The sequence below is a fragment of the Epilithonimonas sp. 33E genome (assembly GCF_059372615.1).
The window spans coordinates 2,769,414-2,789,320 of sequence record NZ_CM182009.1 but is presented as its reverse complement, the minus strand read 5'-3'; the positions used below and the strand labels follow the sequence as shown (position 1 = coordinate 2,789,320).

General features: G+C 37.3%; 16 protein-coding genes. 11 read left to right on the top strand and 5 right to left on the bottom strand.

The genetic code is table 11. The features are described 5' to 3' along the window. Nucleotides 1-50: 50 nt before the first annotated feature. Complete coding sequence (locus AC5P2S_RS12795) at nt 51-611, top strand: DNA-3-methyladenine glycosylase I (RefSeq protein ID WP_494555124.1); 561 nt, start codon at nt 51-53, stop codon at nt 609-611. Nucleotides 612-665: 54 nt separating this feature from the next. Here the strand turns inward: AC5P2S_RS12795 and AC5P2S_RS12790 are convergent, their stop codons facing one another. Both AC5P2S_RS12790 and AC5P2S_RS12785 read right to left on the bottom strand, forming a co-directional pair. Beyond that, nucleotides 666-1,520: a nucleoside phosphorylase gene (locus AC5P2S_RS12790; protein WP_120214643.1), complete on the bottom strand. Its 855-nt coding sequence runs from the start codon at nt 1,518-1,520 to the stop codon at nt 666-668. Between the two features lie 118 nt (nt 1,521-1,638). Further along, entirely contained in the window at nt 1,639-1,962 is a 324-nt protein-coding gene (locus AC5P2S_RS12785; protein ID WP_283416684.1) for a translation initiation factor, read from the bottom strand. Nucleotides 1,963-2,084: 122 nt separating this feature from the next. On the opposite strand from AC5P2S_RS12785, the gene gpmI reads away from it, so the two are divergent. From gpmI to AC5P2S_RS12750, 7 genes are all read left to right on the top strand, one after another. Then, nucleotides 2,085-3,611 (top strand): 2,3-bisphosphoglycerate-independent phosphoglycerate mutase, encoded by a 1,527-nt coding sequence (gene gpmI / locus AC5P2S_RS12780; protein ID WP_494555123.1) that lies wholly within the window; start codon nt 2,085-2,087, stop codon nt 3,609-3,611. Nucleotides 3,612-3,700: 89 nt separating this feature from the next. Beyond that, a complete protein-coding gene (locus AC5P2S_RS12775) occupies nt 3,701-5,170 on the top strand; it encodes a helix-turn-helix domain-containing protein (RefSeq protein WP_494555122.1) in 1,470 nt (489 codons plus the stop codon). A 144-nt stretch (nt 5,171-5,314) separates the two neighbouring features. Continuing rightward, nucleotides 5,315-6,697, top strand: a complete 1,383-nt coding sequence (locus AC5P2S_RS12770) for a T9SS type A sorting domain-containing protein (protein WP_494555121.1) — start codon at nt 5,315-5,317, stop codon at nt 6,695-6,697. 133 nt (nt 6,698-6,830) lie between these two features. Continuing rightward, complete coding sequence (locus tag AC5P2S_RS12765; protein WP_283416689.1) at nt 6,831-7,808, top strand: acyl-ACP desaturase; 978 nt, start codon at nt 6,831-6,833, stop codon at nt 7,806-7,808. 107 nt (nt 7,809-7,915) lie between these two features. Continuing rightward, nucleotides 7,916-8,347 (top strand): BT0820 family HAD-type phosphatase, encoded by a 432-nt coding sequence (locus tag AC5P2S_RS12760; protein ID WP_283416872.1) that lies wholly within the window; start codon nt 7,916-7,918, stop codon nt 8,345-8,347. Between the two features lie 91 nt (nt 8,348-8,438). Further along, nucleotides 8,439-9,248 carry a type I methionyl aminopeptidase gene (gene map / locus AC5P2S_RS12755; protein WP_283416690.1) on the top strand — a complete coding sequence of 270 codons (810 nt, stop codon included), beginning with the start codon at nt 8,439-8,441 and terminating at the stop codon, nt 9,246-9,248. A gap of 22 nt (nt 9,249-9,270) precedes the next feature. Next, entirely contained in the window at nt 9,271-10,038 is a 768-nt protein-coding gene (locus AC5P2S_RS12750) for a class I SAM-dependent methyltransferase (RefSeq protein WP_283416691.1), read from the top strand. A 12-nt stretch (nt 10,039-10,050) separates the two neighbouring features. Here the strand turns inward: AC5P2S_RS12750 and AC5P2S_RS12745 are convergent, their stop codons facing one another. Continuing rightward, a complete protein-coding gene (locus AC5P2S_RS12745) occupies nt 10,051-10,890 on the bottom strand; it encodes a DUF4886 domain-containing protein (protein WP_494555120.1) in 840 nt (279 codons plus the stop codon). A gap of 284 nt (nt 10,891-11,174) precedes the next feature. On the opposite strand from AC5P2S_RS12745, the gene AC5P2S_RS12740 reads away from it, so the two are divergent. The 3 genes from AC5P2S_RS12740 (at nt 11,175) to AC5P2S_RS12730 (ending at nt 16,976) form a co-directional block, all read left to right on the top strand. Continuing rightward, entirely contained in the window at nt 11,175-12,323 is a 1,149-nt protein-coding gene (locus tag AC5P2S_RS12740) for an efflux RND transporter periplasmic adaptor subunit (protein ID WP_494555119.1), read from the top strand. An 84-nt stretch (nt 12,324-12,407) separates the two neighbouring features. Beyond that, nucleotides 12,408-15,554, top strand: coding sequence for an efflux RND transporter permease subunit (locus AC5P2S_RS12735; protein ID WP_494555118.1), 3,147 nt, complete (start codon nt 12,408-12,410; stop codon nt 15,552-15,554). An 18-nt stretch (nt 15,555-15,572) separates the two neighbouring features. Then, the gene (locus tag AC5P2S_RS12730; RefSeq protein ID WP_494555117.1) at nt 15,573-16,976 is read left to right on the top strand and encodes an efflux transporter outer membrane subunit; all 1,404 of its coding nucleotides are present in this window, start codon (nt 15,573-15,575) and stop codon (nt 16,974-16,976) included. Nucleotides 16,977-17,154: 178 nt separating this feature from the next. On the opposite strand, the gene AC5P2S_RS12725 is transcribed toward AC5P2S_RS12730, so the two are convergent. Continuing rightward, nucleotides 17,155-18,609: a sigma 54-interacting transcriptional regulator gene (locus AC5P2S_RS12725; RefSeq protein WP_494555116.1), complete on the bottom strand. Its 1,455-nt coding sequence runs from the start codon at nt 18,607-18,609 to the stop codon at nt 17,155-17,157. A gap of 114 nt (nt 18,610-18,723) precedes the next feature. Beyond that, nucleotides 18,724-19,863 (bottom strand): vWA domain-containing protein, encoded by a 1,140-nt coding sequence (locus AC5P2S_RS12720; RefSeq protein ID WP_494555115.1) that lies wholly within the window; start codon nt 19,861-19,863, stop codon nt 18,724-18,726. Nucleotides 19,864-19,907: the final 44 nt, after the last annotated feature.

The following is a 19,907-nucleotide window of genomic DNA, read 5'->3' as shown; positions in this document are numbered from 1 at the left end:
TTTGTTTTGAATTTATAATGTTTACTAAATTGACATCAAAATTAAAAGCAATGGAAAAAATCAGATGTGCGTGGTGCGGAACCGACGAGTTATACCAAAAATATCACGATGAAGAATGGGGGAGATTGGTGACGGATGATGCTACAATGTTTGAGTTTCTGATTCTCGAGAGTTTCCAGGCAGGTTTAAGCTGGATTACTATTCTGAGGAAAAGAGAAACATTCAGGAAAGCATTTGATGACTTCAATTATAAGAAAATTGCGAAATACGGAGAATATAAAATCGAAGAATTAATGCAAGACTCGGGAATCGTTCGAAATCGATTGAAGATCAATGCGGCCATTTCCAATGCTCAAAAGTTTATAGAACTTCAGAAGGAATTCGGGAGTTTTTATGATTATATTTCAACATTCACAGATGGAAACCGGATTGTAAATACGTGGAAGGTTCACACAGAAGCGCCTGCAACGACAGAGTTGTCTGATGCCATCAGCAAGGATTTGAAGAAAAGAGGTTTTAAGTTTCTGGGCTCAACTGTTATTTATTCCCATCTGCAGGCAACGGGAATCGTAGATGACCATATAGAAAGTTGTTTTGTAAGGACTGAGTAAAACAAAAAGCAATATTCATCTGAATATTGCTTTTCATTGATTAGTCTGATATGGTTATTTTATGATTCTGTCAAGTACCCATTCTATCATCATTTTCTCAGAAGCGTGATGGTCGCTTGCAAATTCGCCACGTCTTCTGTTGGCGATAACACAATTCACAGTGATTGCTTTGTGTCCTAGTAGTTTTGATAACGCATAGATTGCCGAAGTCTCCATTTCAAAGTTGGAAACACCGAGGTCATTCAATGTTTCAAGGAATTGGTCATCCAAAGCTTTCAGTCTCAACTGGCGGCCTTGTGGTGCATAGAATCCAGGGAAAGTAGCTGTGTTGCCTTTATATTTAGCATCCGCATAATAATCTGCAATATCTTCTGCATAATTGGAGAAATACAACATTGGCTTGATTCTCTCGTAAGGGAATTTTTCAAGGAAATTCTTACTAAATTCATTCTCAAAATTGTAATCCTGATAAAAGTGCATCAGTCCATCCAGACCTACTACGTTTTCTGTTACCAGCATATTATTCACTTCAATATCAGGATTCACACTGCCGCAAGTTCCCATACGGAAAAGCTCCAGCGATTTATGTTCTTTTTTGAATTCTTTTTCTTTCAAATCGATGTTGACCAAAGCATCCAATTCGTTCATCACGATATCAATGTTTTCTGTCCCGATTCCCGTTGACATTACCGTGATTCTCTCGCCACGCAAAGTTCCTGTATGCGTATAGAATTCTCTTTTGTTCTTTTTAATTTCGATAGTATCGAAGAATTTAGAAACTTTCGGAACTCTGTCAGGATCGCCTACAAGAAGTACTTTGTCTGCAAGGTCTTCCGGAAGAAGGTTAAGGTGGTAAACACTTCCGTCGTCATTTAGAACCAATTCAGAAGCTGCTAGTTTGTTAATCATATTATTTATATTATAATTTTAAATTTTAGATTTTAAATTAAAGATTACAATTTCTGAGTGTTTGGTTAAGTGAAACATTTATCATTTAAAATTTATAATCTATAATTCATCATTTTGTTTATCCTCCGACACGTTTGGTCTTATATCCCATATCTTTTAGGATGTTCATTATTTTGTCACGGTTGTCACCCTGGATGATGATGATGCCGTCTTTTTCCGAGCCACCAATTCCAAGTGTTGTTTTGATTTTTTTCGAAATCTCTTTCAATCCTTCATCATCGCCTTCCCAACCTTCTATCAAAGTTACCGGTTTTCCGTTCCGGCCTTTCTTTTCGAATTTGCAGACCAAAGGTTCTTTCTGTTTGAACACTTCTTTCGGCATTTCAAAATCCTGCTCTTCGTGGTCAGGGAAAAGGTTTTTCAGTTGATCTCTTAAGTCCATTTTAATTTTTTAAAAAAGGGCTCTAAAGTTAATCATATTTATCAATCTGCAAAAAATAAGTTGAGAAATTTTACCAATGCTTTTCCATTTCGTAAATTTGTAATAACAAAACAAAATCAACAATGTCAAAAAAAGCAATTCTTGCAATATTAGATGGCTGGGGAATCGGGCCAAATCCTGCAGTTTCAGCCATTGCTCAGGCCAAAACGCCTTTTATGGATTATGCCTTGAAAACTTTTCCCAATACAACACTTGAAGCGAGCGGATTAGCGGTTGGATTGCCGGCCGGACAAATGGGGAACTCAGAAGTAGGGCATATGAATTTGGGTGCTGGTCGTGTAGTCTACCAAAATCTTGTAAAACTGAATATGGCTGTGGAAAACGGAAGCCTTGGAAAAGAACCTGTAATTCAACAAGCTTTTGAATATGCCAAAGCGAACAACAAAAAAGTACATTTCATCGGTCTGGTTTCTGATGGCGGTGTGCATTCTCATATCAACCACCTGAAAGGATTGCTGACGGCAGCTCACGAGTTTGGATTTACGGACAAGGTTTATGTTCATGCTTTTACAGATGGCCGTGACTGTGATCCAAAGTCAGGGAAAGGTTTTATAGAAGATTTATTAAATCATATGAAGTCCACTACAGGAAAACTGGCTTCAGTTATCGGCCGTTATTATGCTATGGACAGAGACAAACGTTGGGAACGTGTAAAGCTGGCCTACGATCTTCTGGTAAATGGCGTTGGGAAAGAAACCAAGGATTTTGTTCAGGCGATTCAGGAGTCTTACAACGAAGATGTGACGGATGAATTCATCAAACCTATTGTCGGAGTTCAGAATCATTTCCCTATTGCGAAGATCGAAGACCACGATGTTGTCATTTGTTTCAATTTCCGTACAGACAGAGGTCGCGAGATTACAGAAGTGCTTTCTCAGCAGGATTTCCCGGAATATGGAATGAAGAAGCTGGATCTATATTATGTGACTTTGACAAACTACGATAAGACATTCCAGAATGTAAGAGTTGTTTTTGATGAAAATGTTCTTCAGAAAACAATGGGCGAAGTTTTGGAAGCGGCTGGTAAATCTCAAATCAGAATTGCTGAAACGGAAAAATATCCACACGTAACGTTCTTTTTCTCAGGTGGTCGCGAAGCAGAATTCGTTCAGGAAAGACGTTTGCTTTGCCCAAGCCCGAAAGATGTTCCGACCTACGATCTGAAACCGGAAATGTCTGCTTATGACATCACGAATACCATTGTCCCGGAACTGGAGAAAGAATCTGCGGATTTTATCTGTCTTAACTTTGCAAACACAGATATGGTTGGTCACACCGGCGTTTTCTCAGCGGCGGTGAAAGCAGCAGAAGTGGTGGACGAATGCATCCAGAAAGTTGCAACAACGGCTTATGAGCACGGCTATGCGGTTTTCATTTTGGCAGATCACGGTAACTCTGATGTAATGATCAATCCGGACGGAAGTCCAAACACGCAGCATTCAACAAACCTTGTTCCTTTCATTGTGATGGATAAAGACCACACCTGGAATCTGACACCGGGAAAATTAGGCGATGTCGCACCAACTATTCTGAAAGTAATGGGTGTTGATATTCCCGAAGAAATGACAGGAAATGTTTTGGCTAACTAAAGCCTGATATAAATAAAAATTGAAAGTCGGTTTTTTACCGGCTTTTTTAATTTTTGGTGTAAATTCGTTTTATTAATTCATAAATAATTATGACTGGCAGACTGCTTTTCTGTTGTATTTTGATTGTAAATCTTGTTTTTGGACAAAATATTTTGCCTGATGATACTGATTACAATACTAAGAAAAGTGAAGAGCTAGCTTCTTTAGCGATATCGTATTTTAAAAAGAATGATCTTAAAAAATCGACGGAATTACTTTTCAAAGCTAAAGAATATGCAGAAAAAACCGATGATTATGCTTTGATTGCCAGGATGAATGGTTCAATCGCTCATCAATATGTCCAATTGAATCTGAATGATAAAGCAAAATTCTATCTCGATAATGCCATAAAACAAATCAACAAGTTACCTGAAAGCGATAAGAAAAAACTGCTGAAAACCTTGTCTTATCTGGAAATCGGTAATATCGAGTTTGACGAAGAAAATTATCAAAAAGCCAGTGAATTTTATAAAAAATCGCTTAAAGAAATTGAACTGGTGAAAAATCCTGACGACCAGACGATTTATCATCACAGGCGTTCGCTCTATAATATCGGCAATTCTTACTACTATCTCAAAAATGATTCTGCAGAAATCTATCTGAATAAAGCTTTATTAATCAAGAGTAATTACAACCGGGAAATTAATTATTTCATTTATAACGCTTTGTCACAAGTTTATGCGGAAAGGAAAGATTATCAAAGAGCAATTGATACTTTGAAGATTGTACTTAAGCATAAGAATGATCTGGATACGCGTTTGCTTTCCGACATTTATTATAATCTTTCTCAGGATTACAAAGCGCTGAATGACCAGAATCAATATTCGTTTTATAACGAACAATACATCACGCTGAGCCGGGCGATTAAGGAAAGTGAAATGAAGGCCATTTCTTCCGCTATTAATGCTGAACAGAAAGATTATAAGGAAGCGATTTCCGATGCGGACAGTTCCAGGAAAAGTGTTGTGATCATTGCGACAATCTTCGTTTTGATTCTGGCTTTAGCAATTATCTTTTTGCTTTACCGACGAAAAAAGGAAAGGAAAGTTTTCGAAAACATCATTGAAAAATTGGAATCTGATAAAAATCTAGTCGAAGACAATCTTCCGGAGTCCACTGTGGAAATTCAAAAAGAATCAATGATTCAGATTCCTAATCCTGTCGAAAAGGATTTGCTGGAGAAACTCCAAAAGTTTGAAGAATCGCAAAAATTTACCAATTCAAAATTAACTATTGCAAGCCTTGCGCTTCAGTTGAAAACCAACACGAGCTATCTTTCCGAAGTGATTAATAAATACAAAGGCAAGAATTTCAACACTTACATTAATGAGCTGAGAATTGCCTATATCTGCCAGAAAATTTATAATCATAAAGAGTATCAGAATTACAAAATCAGTTATCTCGCCGAAGAAAGCGGTTTCACTTCGCACAGTTCTTTTGCGACCGTTTTCCGAAATATTACTGGCATTTCGCCCTCAGTTTTTATTCGCGAAGCTTCTAAAAGCCAATCTTCGCAATAGGCATATTTTAAATTTTAATGTATTGGTAACCAGTATTTTGATTTGATTTTTCTGTTTTAAAAATCAGGGATTTCAAAAGTATTATAATTGGATTTGCCGATGTTGTGCCATAGTTTAGCATCAAATAATATTTTGAAGATTAAAATGAAAAGAAACTTACTTTTGGTTTTTGCTTTATCCGGAATTTTGGGATTTGGTCAGACAGGTTCAGATTGCAATTACAGTGTGATCTCAGACCGGACTTCTAATGGCGAGAATATCACGACGGGTGGCAATTTTGATTATAGCGCAGCAACAGATTTTGACGTTGTTTCCGGAAAAATTTTGACAGCGAAACAATTGTCTTTTAATGTGATGAAAGGTTCATCACCTGTGAGCTATGTCAATGTATATATCCTGAAAGAAAACCAGGGAATGCCCGGTGATGTGATTCACACTTTCACAAATCTGATTCCTACATCTCAAGTTTTAGAGTACAATTCGACTGTGGAAGACGTTGATGTTTATAAAATCAGCATCGATTTTCCTACTTCTTTTGATTTGCCAAAAGGAAAATATTATATCCAGTTAAAAGCTGCTTTAGCAGACGGAACATCAGTGTTCTGGGAAATCAATAAAGAAACTACAAGAAAATTAGGTCGTTTCGATTTTACAAAATTTGACAGTGATCCTTGGTTTGGAGGGTTCTCTTATTATGATCATGTTTTCGAGCTTGTTGGAAACTGTAACGATACAGGCGAAGAGCAGCCAACAGGAACACCTTTCTCAACAGGTAATCCGGGAGATTCCCATGAGGGCGGCGTTCATATGGTCTGGACATCGTTGGCAGATGATTTTGTAGTTCCGGAAGGACAGAAATTTATTTTTACAAAATTCAAAATTTCCACATTACAACTTGGGAATATCAAGTATGCAACAATCAATATCCGTAAGTCTGAAAATGATTTGCCAGGCGAGATTCTTCATACATTTGAAAATGTTGGGGCGACCACTGAGAATTTCTATGGGTATCACCCGGTTGCAGGATTTCCGCTGGACGTTGTGGCTGCAGATGTGGAATTTAATTGGAATCAACCTGTTGAGTTATTGCCGGGAAGGTATTTTATAGAAGTGATTGCAGCACCGTTTCCGTTCACAGATTATCAACGTTGGGAAGTGACGCCCAATGCCGGTAATGATCTGGATTCTGTTGTTTCATTTGATGGTGGAGAAAGCTGGGAGTCAAATGCGGGTTATAATTATGTCTTCGAGGTTTCAGGCTTTACCAATCCTTATCTTAGTGTTGGAGATGTAAAGAAAAGTGATATTTCTGTTTACCCGAATCCGGTTTCGGATATACTTAACATCAGTTCAAATCATTCGATTTCCAAAGTGATTATTTATAATCCTGCTGGTCAGATTGTGAAAACAATAACTAACCTTCAGGATAACAAAGTTGAAGTTTCGGGGTTGTCAAAAGGTGTTTATTTTGTCAGTACGATTTCTGAAAATGGTGAATCAAAAACTTTCAGAGTCATCAAAAAATAATAATAGTTAGAATATCAAATATTTAAGACCTGAATGATGTGTTCAGGTCTTATTGTATGTTAAAGTTCAATAAGTTATGCGATGAATAATTTTAATTTATTGTATCTTTACGGCTTTAAATTATTATTAATTGATGCACGAGAAAGAATTACAGCTAGAGGTAATGAAGACTTTGGAGCAAAATATGGACGAATTTATCAGCTCATATCTTACTCCAATAGATAAAATATGGCAGCCGTCCGATTTTCTTCCGGACAGTTCGAGCGAAAATTTCAAATACGAAATCGAAGAACTTCAGACTTTTGCCAGAGAGATGCCCTATGACCTTTTCGTCACACTTATCGGAGATTGTATTACGGAGGAAGCTTTACCAACGTATGAATCCTGGTTGATGGGACTGGAAGGTGTGGACCAGGAGAAAAGAACCGGCTGGACACAGTGGGTGAGAGCCTGGACAGCTGAGGAAAACAGGCACGGTGATCTTTTGGGAAAATATCTTTACTTATGCGGACGCGTCAATATGCGTGAAATGGAAATCACCACGCATCATTTGATAAATGACGGTTTTGACATCGGAACCAGCTCAGATCCTTACAAGAATTTTGTTTATACCAGTTTCCAGGAAACCGCAACTAATATTTCTCACAGAAGAGTAGGAACTTTAGCTAAACAATCCGGTAATAAAAAGTTGGCACAGATGTGTGGTGTCATTGCCGCTGATGAAGCCAGACACGCCAAAGCTTACAAAGATTTTTCGTCCAGAATTTTTGAAATGGATGCCAGCGGAATGATGCTTGCCTTCGAAGATATGATGAGAAGAAAGATCGTAATGCCGGCGCATCTTTTAAGAGAATCCGGGCAAAAAGCCGGCGAACTTTGGGAACATTTTTCTGATGCAGCACAGCGTGCAATGGTGTATACAGGACAAGATTATATCAATATTCTGAAAGATCTCTTGGATGAGTGGAAAATCGAAGGCATGAAAAACCTGAATGATAAAGCAGAACGTGCAAGAGATTATCTGATGAAATTACCGGACAGGCTACAGAGAATCTCAGACAGAATAGCAACACCACAGTTACCTTACAGTTTCAAATGGGTTAAGAGTTAAATAATTATCTGATGCACCAAAAATGGTGCATTTTTTTGTAAAAAATATCAAGAAATCACATTTTAATATTTTGTATATTTGCGGATATTTTTATATAAAACCAGATGATAAAAAGTAATAAAAAACTAGCTATCGATTTTGACGGAACGATTGTAGATGATGCTTATCCAGGAATTGGAAAGGCTAAAACATTTGCTTTTGAGACTTTGAAGAAACTTCAGGGAGAAGGTTACAGATTGATTCTCTGGACTTACCGTCATGGTAAAACTTTGGAAGAAGCTGTAGAATTCTGTAGGAAAAACGGCATCGAATTTTATGCTGTTAATTCAAGTTTTGAAGGTGAGATTTTCGATTCGGAAACCCAGTCTAGAAAAATTGATGCGGATCTATTCATTGATGACAGAAATCTTGGTGGATTCCCGGGTTGGGGAGAAATTTATCAGATTATTAATGAAAGAATCGAATTCCAAGTAGCAGGAGGTGAAGTTCACGCTTACTCCAAAATGAAAAAAGAAAAGAAAAGAGGATTATTCTGGTAAACAGAATAAGAATTTAGAGATTAGATGTTAGAAATTAGATTTCTATTTTATCTAAATTCTAGAGCCTAACTTCTAACATCTAAATATAATAATGATTCAACTTAAAAATATAGATGAGCTTCGATTGATGAAGCAAAGCGCAAGATTGGTTTCACAAACTTTGGGAATGTTGGCAGGAGAAATTAAGCCGGGCGTTACAACTTTGCATCTTGATAAACTGGCATATGATTTTATCAAAGACCACGGTGCAGAACCTGCATTCTTAGGATATGGCGGATTCCCGGCATCACTTTGTATTTCTCCGAATGAGCAGGTTGTTCATGGGATTCCAAATTCTGAGCCTATCAAAGAAGGTACAATCTTATCAGTAGATTGTGGTGTTTTTTGGAATGGCTTTGTTGGAGATCATGCTTATACTTTTGAAGTTGGTGAAGTTTCTGATGAGATCAAGAAGCTGTTAAGGGTTACAAAAGAATCATTATACAAAGGCATCGAACAATGTGTCAGAGGAAAACGTGTTGGAGATATTTCTAATGCGATTCAGAAACATTGCGAAAAAGAAGGTTATGGTGTTGTACGCGAATTGGTAGGACATGGTGTTGGAAGACAAATGCACGAAGATCCACAAGTTCCGAATTACGGAAAACCTGGCAGTGGGAAAGTACTCAAAGATGGGATTTGCCTTGCCATTGAGCCAATGATTAATCTTGGAACGGAAAAAGTAAAATTTCATAATGACGGATGGACTGTGACCACTCTGGACAATCAGCCTTCTGCGCATTTCGAACACGATGTTTGTATCTATAACGGAAAACCGGTTTTACTTTCAACTTATCAGTACATTTATGATGCTTTAGGAATTAAATCTGATGAGGAAAAAGCTTTTCAGGTTGAGTTTTAATTAAGCTAACTTCGATTCCGTTTTGAAAAAAGTAGCCAAATTTCTGCTGAATACAATTCCAAGACCTGCTCTTATACAATTGAGCATTTTGGCACGACCGATCATATATCAGGTTTTTAAAGGGAATAATTTTTACGATCCCATTGACGGCAGATCCTATCGCAAATTTTTGCCTTATGGTTATGGTAAACAGCGGGCTAATGCTTTGTCTCCCGGAACTTTATCTTTAGAAAGACACCGTCAACTGTGGCTTTATCTTCAGAATGAAACCAATTTTTTTTCTGAAAAACTAAAAGTCCTTCATATTGCTCCCGAACAGGAATTTTTAAGAAAATTCAAAAAAATGGATAATCTAGATTACACTTCTGCAGATTTATTTTCTCCGATTGTGGACGTGAAGGCTGATATTCTGGATTTACCTTTTGAGGACAACAGCTTTGATGTCATTATTTGCAATCATGTTCTGGAACATATTATTGACGATAAAAAGGCAATGTCTGAGCTTTATCGTGTAATGAAACCAAAAGGCTGGGGAATAATTCAGGTTCCAATGAAAAATTCTCTCGAAAAAACTTACGAAGATTTTACCATTACAGATCCAAAAGAGCGTCAGAAACATTTTGGACAATATGACCACGTTCGCTGGTACGGAATGGATTATTTTGATCGTTTAAACGATGTCGGTTTTGAAACTGAAATCAATTTCTATTCTCAAAAATTTTCCGAAGCTGATATCAAAAGATTTGGTCTCAATAAAAATGAAATTCTTCCTGTTGTGAGGAAAAATTAAATTTACATTAAATTATTTATCAGCAATATATTTTAATAATTTCGCTTTTTCTGGTTCTATTCCTCCATTGAAAGTTAACTCAGATGCTTTTTTCCCAGTCAGCATTTGGTAAAATATGCAAGCATTCAAAAAAGAGCCATATTTACTAGGATGACTATCATCGTCGTAAAGTTCAATTTCAGGATATTTTGTTATGACTTCAAAGAATTTTGTTCCATTTGAGGATTTGATAAGATTGTTATCTTTTGCAAGTGTTTCGTATGATTTGTTGATAACATTTACTTCTTGCCTTAAATTTTCCATAATTGGGGAGCAGCATTTTGACTTTTCTATAGATTTGTCAATAAGTATTGCAGGATAGCAATACTCTTTAGGATATCTATCTTTAGAAGGCCAGGTATTGAAAAGTATGAATTTACATCTGGGATTAGCAACTATCTTTTTTATATCAGAAATTGCTTTGTTTATTTTAAACTCACGGTTTTCGGGTATCAAAACACTTACTGAACCTGTTTGTAAAACAATAATATCCCACTTTTTTTCCGCAATTTTTTTTTCTGTTTCAGTTTTTTCACTTTCTTTTTTATTTCTTGTACTAATTTCGTTTTCGGTGCGAGAGGTAATTATTTCTGACAGATGTCCATTTAGAGGCATTCCGGGAAATGTACTTTGTTCAATTTTAATATTAGGATTAGTCTCATTTATCATTTCCTGAAGAGTTTGTGGCATATTGTGAAAATAGGTTAAACTATTTCCAATGAATAAAACGTATATTTCATTTCCTGTATTTTTGCTCTGAGATTTACAACTCAATAGGATTGATGTTATTAATATTAGTACAGTGTTTTTCATTCTTAAGTGTAAAATTTGAAAAATATATTATTGTTAAATTTAATGAAAATATAAAATGATTACATTAAAGTACTTATAAAACTAGACATTTTTTTCAAACATTTGTTTGATAGGTTTGTGTTAAATATTCTTTAAAAATAATTATTAACTATTTGGTTTTCAATAATAATAGTTTTTGTTGATTATATTTGATTAATTTTATTAATTGGTACATTTTGTGGAATGCATAATTAATCAATAAATTTGAACGTTTGTTTGAAAAACATATCTAAAAAATAGTATTTATGAGGAATATCGCGCTAAGCTTTTTTGTTGTTTTAGGTCTTTTGACGTCTTGTTCAAAGTCAGAAAATAAAGACAGCAAAAAAGAATTGCCACCACAACCATATCAGTATATTGTTGCGAAAAGTGGATCTGCAGAAAATCTTACCCAATATCCAGCAAGATTAGAAGGTATACAAAATGTAGAGATCCGTCCAAAGATTGACGGATTTGTTGAAAAAATCTATGTAGATGAAGGTAGTCAGGTGAGTAAAGGACAGCTTTTGTTTCTTATAAGAAATCCTCAATACGAGCAATCCGTTTTAGCTGCGCAGGCGACTGTGAATAGTGCAAAAGCACAAGTTGCCACTGCTCAGATGCAGGTCACTAAAACAAAACCTTTGGTAGATAAAAAGATTATTTCTGCTTACGAACTTCAGGCAGCTGAATTAGCACTTAAATCTGCAAAAGCGGCCTTGGCTGAGACTCAAGCACAATTGACCAATGCACAAGTGAATCAAGGTTATACCAGACTATACAGCCCTGTGAATGGCGTTATCGGTACGCTTCCTTATAAAGCTGGCAGTTATATCAGCAGTGCTACTGCACAACCTTTGACGACAGTTTCCAATATTTCCAAGATATTTGCTTATTTTTCAATTAATGAAAAACAGCAGCTTGATTTTTTTAAACATTCAACAGGAGCAACAATTCAGGAAAAAATTAATAATTCACCTTTGGTTGATTTGATTTTATCTGACGGGAGCAAGTATGACGAAAAAGGAAAAATAGAATCTATCAGTGGTTTGGTTGACCCCAATACTGGTTCTTTTTCTATGCGGGCAACATTTGCAAATCCAAAAGGAATTTTGAGAAGCGGATACAGTGCAACTGTACAGTTACCTAATAACTTGGAAAATGTCATTGTAATTCCGCAATCTGCAACATATGAACTGCAAGGGAAGGTTTTCACTTATGTCATCGGAAATGATAACAAAGTAAAATCTACGGAAATCAAAGTTGAAAATCTTCCGGACGGATTGACTTATGCTGTAACTTCTGGTCTTAAGCAAGGTGATAAAGTCGTAGTTGAAGGTATTGGTCTTTTGAAAGATGATACTGAGGTTGTTCCAAAGGAAACGACTTTACAAAATGTCATCAACAAAAAATAATATTAGTATTAATTTGAAAGATAGATAGAATTAGATTCTGTTTAAATCTTTTCTCTTTCATCTTTTTCTTCTAGCCAAAAATTTATGTTTAAAAAATTTATAGAACGCCCGGTATTATCCACCGTAATTTCCATTATCATTGTGATTCTCGGTGTTTTGGGAATCGTGACTTTACCGGTTTCTCAATATCCTGATATTGCCCCGCCAACGGTCGTTGTAAGTGCAAGTTATCAGGGTGCTAACGCTGATGTTATTCTAAAAAGTGTTATTGTTCCGTTAGAGGAGCAGATCAATGGGGTAGAAGGGATGACGTATATGACATCTACCGCAACCAATGATGGAACCGGATCTGTTACAGTGTATTTCAAACAGGGTGTTAATCCGGATATTGCAGCCGTTAATGTCCAGAACAGGGTTTCCAGAGCAACGCCATTGTTACCTGCCGAAGTTACACAGGCCGGAGTTACAACTACCAAAAGACAGAGTTCCAATGTTTTAATTTTTTCGCTTTATAGTGAGAATCCGGAATTCGATATGACATTCCTGCAAAACTATGCCAATATTAATATCATTCCGCAGGTTAAAAGGGTAACAGGAGTTGGTGATGTAATGGTTTTCGGTACCAAAGATTACTCGATGAGAATCTGGCTGGATCCGAACAAAATGGCTTCTTACGGATTAGTTCCTTCTGATATCAGGGCGGTTTTAGCTGAACAGAATATCGAAGCCGCTCCCGGAAGTTTAGGTGACGAAAGTAATCAGGCCTTCCGTTATACATTGAAATACAAAGGAAGACTGACCGAGATTCCTGAATTTGATAATATTGTTATTAAGGCAACAGAAAATGGTCAGATTTTAAGGCTGAAAGATGTTGCAAAGGTAGAGCTTGGTGCGCAGGATTACACAGGTAGCAGTGTTACGGATGGACATCCTGCCATTGGTATGGCTGTTGCGCAGACTGCTGGTTCCAATGCCCAGGATGTAATCAATCAATCGATTGCGGTTTTGGATAAGGCTCAAGAATCTTTTCCAAAAGGTGTAAAGTATGTGGCACTTGTTAACGCAAATGATTTTTTGGATGCTTCTATAGAAAAAGTTATCCATACATTATTTGAAGCATTCATTCTTGTATTTATTGTTGTTTTCTTATTCTTACAGGATTGGCGTTCGACATTGATTCCTGCGATTTCGGTTCCGGTTGCAATTGTTGGTACATTTTTCTTCCTGAGTATATTTGGATTTACAATAAACCTCTTGACGCTTTTTGCATTGATTTTGGCGGTGGGAATTGTTGTGGATGATGCAATTGTAGTTGTAGAAGCAGTCCATAGTAAACTGGAGCAAGGTGAAAAATCTCCTTTAAAAGCATCGGTGAATGCAATGGATGAGATCAGTGGAGCGATTATCAGTATAACATTAGTAATGGCTGCGGTTTTTATTCCTGTGAGTTTCATTACCGGTTCCGCAGGAGTTTTCTATAAACAGTTTGGGTTGACATTAGCGATATCGATTGTATTATCTGCCGTTAATGCATTGACACTGAGTCCTGCATTATGTGCAATTTTCCTGAAACCTCATTCCCATGAAGAAAAGCAAAAGAATTTTATACAGAGATTTTTCACAAACTTCAATATCATTTTCGATGCTTTTGTAAAACGATACTCACGAGGTGTTTTATTTTTACTGAGAAAAAAATGGATGGCATTTGCCGGACTTGCAGTTTTTGCCGGAATCTTTGTCTGGTTAATGAATACGACACCTAAGTCTTTCGTTCCTAGTGAAGATATGGGCGGGATTTTTATGGATATTTCGCTTCCGATTGGTTCCAACGAAAATAGAACGAAAGAAGTTCTTGCCAAAGTTGAAAAAATTGTTGAGAAGCAACCCGAAGTTCTTCACGTTTTCAAAGTTTCAGGAAGAGGAATGATTAGTGGAACAGGGTCTAATAATGGGATGTTGATTGTAAAACTGAAAGACTGGAAAGACAGGACCAAAAAAGGTGAGGATCTACAATCGTTCGTTGCAAAAATGTACAAGGAAACAGCCGGAATCAAAGATGCAAAAATGACATTCTTCGGAAGACCGACTTTGCAAGGGTTTGGTAATGCTGCCGGTTTCGAATTGCAGATACAGGATCAGAAAGGAGGAAGTGTGAGCGATCTTAATAAGGTGACCAATGATTTCATTGATAAAATGAACCAACGCCCGGAAATCCAGAAAACATTCACTTCTTTCAACCCGAATTATCCTCAATACATGATTGATATTGATATTCCTGCTGCAAAAGCTGCCGGTTTCTCGGTGTCCGATATTTTGAGTACGATGCAGGGTTATTATGGTGGAGTATATTCGTCCAACATCAACTTGTTCGGGAAACAATATCGCGTGATTTATCAGGCGCCTTATGAAGCTAGAGAGAACTTGGAGAGTTTCAATATGATTAAGGTAAGAAATGCAGGCGGGGAAATGGCGCCGCTTAGCAGATTTATAACGGCAAAAAGAGTTTACGGACCTCAGGCAATTGGGCGTTTCAACTTATTTACAGCAATTTCCGTCAATGGAACACCAAATCCGGGATTCTCTTCGGGAGATGCAATTAATGCCGTTCAGGAAGTTGCGGGTCAAACGCTTCCTCAGGGTTACGGTTACGAATATTCCGGTTTGACAAGGGAAGAAGTTAGTGCAGGAAGCCAAACGGTATTTATTTTTATTCTTTGCTGTGTATTTGTTTATTTTCTTCTGGCTGCACAATACGAAAGTTATTTGTTACCATTTGCGGTAATGCTATCACTACCTGTCGGTTTGGCGGGAGTAATGATGTTTAGTGCATGGATTGGAGGCTCTAACAATATTTATACTCAGATTTCACTCATTATGTTGATTGGACTATTAGCGAAAAATGCGATCCTGATTGTAGAATTTGCTTTGGATGCCAGGAAAAAAGGTTACTCAATAGGTCACGCTGCTATTAGCGGTGCAAAACAAAGGATTCGCCCAATTCTGATGACATCATTTGCTTTCATTTTCGGTTTGATTCCGTTAGCGATTTCAACGGGAGCCGGAGCAGTAGGTAACCAATCGATTGGTATTGGAGCCATTGGAGGAATGTTGTTTGGAACTATTTTCGGCGTGTTCTTTATCCCGATTTTATTTGCTGTGTTTATGTATCTGCAGGAAAAAATAAGCGGTAAAAAAGATCTTGAAAAATACGAAGGAGAACTTAGCGAATAACCCAAATTAAAGTTACAGATGAAAATTAAAATCATAAATTTAGTTCTATTGGCAGGTATCGTAGGTTTCTTTTACTCTTGTAAAGTGACGGATACTTATCAGGATCCGCAGATAGAACAAAGCAGACAGGATAATCTCTTCCGCCAGAAAACAAGTAATGACAGTACGTCTATCGCAAACATTTCATGGAATCAGATTTTCACTGATCAGAAACTTCAGAATATCATTAATAAAACTATTCAGAATAATCTTGACCTGAAGCTTGCCGTTGCAAGAATTCAGGAAGCCGATGCGGTGTTCAAACAATCAAAATTACAGAATCTGCCAAGTCTGGATGGTGTTGCTTCTGTGACAGAAACCAAGAACAGTGCAGCTGCTCAGGGCGGTAACTTTATAATGCCGGATCTGTTGGTTTACAGATTAGGGATATCCACAGGTTGGGAAGTGGACATCTGGGGAAGGATCAAGTCTTTGAAAAGATCAGCTTATGCAGGTTTTCTTCAAACCGATGCGGCAAAACGTGCTATTCAGACTCAGCTGGTTGCACAGGCTGCCAATCTTTATTACCAATTGATTTCGCTAGATAAGCAGCTTGAGATCACAAAACAAACCATCGAGCTTAGGAAAAAAGATGTGGAAACAGTGGAAGCTCTTATGGAAGCAGCCTATCTCACGGGTGCAGATGTGGAGCAGAGCAGGGCCAATCTGTATTCAGCGCAATTGACGGTACCGGATTTGGAATTGCAGATTCAGCAGACAGAAAACTCATTAAGCATTCTGATGAATGACAATCCACAATCGATTGACAGAAATACTATCGATTCGCAGGTGGTTTACAGTGACCTTAAGACCGGTATTCCTGTTTCATTACTTAAAAACCGTCCGGATGTGCAGGCCGCAGAACTGGGTTTCCGCCAGGCATTCGAAAATAAAAATATGGCAATGGCACAGGTGTATCCTACATTAAACATTACCGGAACTTTAGGTTTGTCATCGAGAATTCTGGAAAATTTCTTCACCAACTCTTTATTTTATACGGTTGGCGGTACTCTAACACAGAATATTTTCCAGATGGGCAACAGAAAAGCTCAGGTCAAAATAATGGAAGCCCGAAAAATGCAGGCTTATTATACCTTTGAAAAAACATTACTGACGGCTGGTTCCGAGGTTTCCAACTCTTTATTATCTTACCAAAAAGCGAAGGAGAAGGAAGCGACAAGACAGCTGCAAATCCAGTCTCTGGAGAAAGCTGTTGAATTCAACAAAGAATTATTGACCTATTCTTCCAACACCAACTATGTGAATGTTTTGACTTCCGAACAATCTTTATTGGCTGCAAAATTGTCTGCTGTTAACGACAAACTACAACAGTTACAGGCCGTAACCGAATTTTACAGAGCACTCGGAGGCGGACAGTTTTAAATATTTTTTAGAAGCTTTATCCCGCTTTTCGTTATAATCTTTTTGCTCGGCATAGCCTCTCGCAAAAAGGATTTCCACTGCAATCGGGGCTATAAATACAACAACCTCAGACGATTAATCTGAGGTTGTTGCTTTGATGACATGAATACTTTTTTTAACGTAAGTTTCCCGGTAATTTTTAACTTCTGAAAAACTGCCCGATTCCGGCAGATTCAAAATTGAAAGCTGAAGTATTCTCGGACTTGTCAAGCTTTTTGCTTATGGTTAAAGCCCAAAGGACAAGTTCTTTGCAGAAGTTTTGTTCGTTTTCATCCAATTCAGGAACATTGTCTTCAATCAAAGTTGTCAAAGGTTTTATACTGTTCAGTTTCTTATAAAATTCTTTGTCTGTATCAGCATAATTCAGTTCAAGATGATTGCTGTTGAACCATTGGATGATATCGGTGTAAGGTGTTTTCAGTCCTTCTTTTTCCAGCTTGGGAATTCGGGGAAAAAGACTTTCAAACTGAACCATAATTGCATCATCGATAAGAATTTTGGCAACATGATCTGCGCCTTCCTGTTCTCCTTCATACACCAATTCGATTTTTCCGGTAATGGAAGGAATAATAGACATGAAATCTAAAAGACGAATGCTTGTTTTTTCTGAACCGGTTTCCAAAAGACGCAGTTTAGCCGCTGCAAAAAGATTTTCCATGGCACTAATCGTTAATCTTGCGCTTACTCCACTTTTGGCATCCACATATTCACTGTCTCTGGCTACAAAAGCGACTTCTTCCAAAAGATTTTTCGCTAAATCAGAGATCTGGATTTTGTCACGATCTTCAGGAGAAATCAAAGCTTCCTGCTCGGTAATCTGCTTGGCAAGCTCAACACTTTTCGGGTAATGAGTGAAAATCTGAGAGCCAATTCTGTCTTTTAAAGGTGTTACAATACTTCCTCTGTTGGTATAATCTTCCGGGTTTGCAGTAAATACAAACTGAATATCTAAAGGCATTCTCAATTGGAAACCTCTGATCTGAATATCACCTTCCTGTAAAATATTGAACAAAGAAACCTGAATTCTGGCCTGCAGATCGGGTAATTCATTCAAAACAAAAATAGAACGGTTGGCTCTTGGAATCATTCCGTAATGTAAAACGCGTTCGTCAGAATAAGGTAATTTTAAAGTCGCTGCTTTAATAGGATCAATGTCTCCAATTAGATCTGCAATATTTACATCAGGCGTTGCCAGTTTTTCAAAAAAGCGGTCTGAACGGTGAACCCATGAAATCGGAGTTTCATCACCAAGTTCTGCAATCAGGTCTTTCGCATATTTTGAAATCGGATGAAACGGACTGTCGTTAATTTCAGAACCTTTTACAATCGGCATATACTCATCCAAAAGATTGACCATGCTTCTGGCAATTCTTGTTTTTGCCTGTCCGCGTAATCCTAAAAGATTAATGTGATGACCCGCCAAAATTGCTTTTTTCAATTGCGGAATTACGGTATCTTCATAACCGTAAAGTCCTTCAAAAACAGGTTCTTTAGCTTTAATTTTAGCAATCAGATTAGCCTGAATTTCCTGATTGATGGTTTTATGAGTATACCCTGAATTTTTTAGTTCTTTAAATGTTGTATCGTTTTTCATTTGTCTAGTCATATAATGTGTTATATAGCAGTATTAATAGGTCTAACTAACTGCTTTATTTTGGTTTGTAAAGACATTTAACTTTTATCTTTTTACTTTTTCCTTGGCTCTTTCTCAAATCCTTTTAATCCTATTCTTTTCGTAATCTTCAAAAATCATCTGTCCTAATCCTGAAAGTCCTGTAAGGAAAGCTTTTCCTTTATTCTGAGCGGTAAAGATTTCTACAAATTTTCGGAGATAAGGATCCTGTGCAATCATAAAAGTAGTGATCGGAATTTTCAGTTTTCTTGCCTGTGCTGCTTTATGAAGACATTCGGAAACAATTCTTTCATCGAGTCCTACACTGTTCATGTAATATTCTCCGTTCGGTAACTTCAGACAGCTTGGTTTTCCGTCGGTAATCATGAAGATCTGCTTGTTGGTATTTCTTTTTCTTCGCAGAATATCCATTGCCAATTCCAACCCGGCAACCGTATTGGTATGATACGGTCCAACTTGCAAATAAGGCAAATCTTTAATTTTAATCGGCCATGCTTCATTTCCGAAAACAATAATATCAATAGAATCTTTCGGATATTTTCTTTTGATTAATTCCACCAGAGCCATGGCTACTTTTTTGGCAGGAGTAATACGGTCTTCGCCATACAGAACCATAGAGTGACTGATATCTATCATTAAAACCGTGCTCATCTGAGCTTTGTGTTTGGTTTCTTCCACGATGAGGTCATCTTCCGTCATTCTGAGATCTGAAATTCCATTGTTGATCTGGGCGTTTTTCAAACTTTCAGTCATATTTACAGCTGATAAATCATCTCCATACTGGAAATTTCGGTGTTCACCATCGCGCTCGTCACCGATTCCCGTTTTGCTTGTGCGGTGATTTCCGATACCACTTTTCTGGAGCTTCCCGAAAATCTGATCCAGGGCATATTCACGAAGGGCAGCTTCCAGTTTGGCAGTCAACACGTTTTTACCTTTTCCGGTTCCGGAATTGCCGTCTTCAGGATCTTCTGCTTTGATATAGCCGCGTTTTTTCAGATCTTCTTCAAAATCTTCACGGGTGTATTCATCATCGAAAATATTGTATTCTCTGTCGAGCATATCAAGCCATTCAAAAGCTTCCTCAAGATCGCCGGAAGTGTGGATGAGCAAATCTCTGAATACATCGAAAACCCTGTCGAAATTAGAAATTTCCTCCGGAACATGCTTACTGAAAGTAAAACCCTGATGAACATTAAAACTTTTATTTGTCATGAGGTTGTTCTTGTATTTAAAAAAGACAAGTTAGGAAATATTGT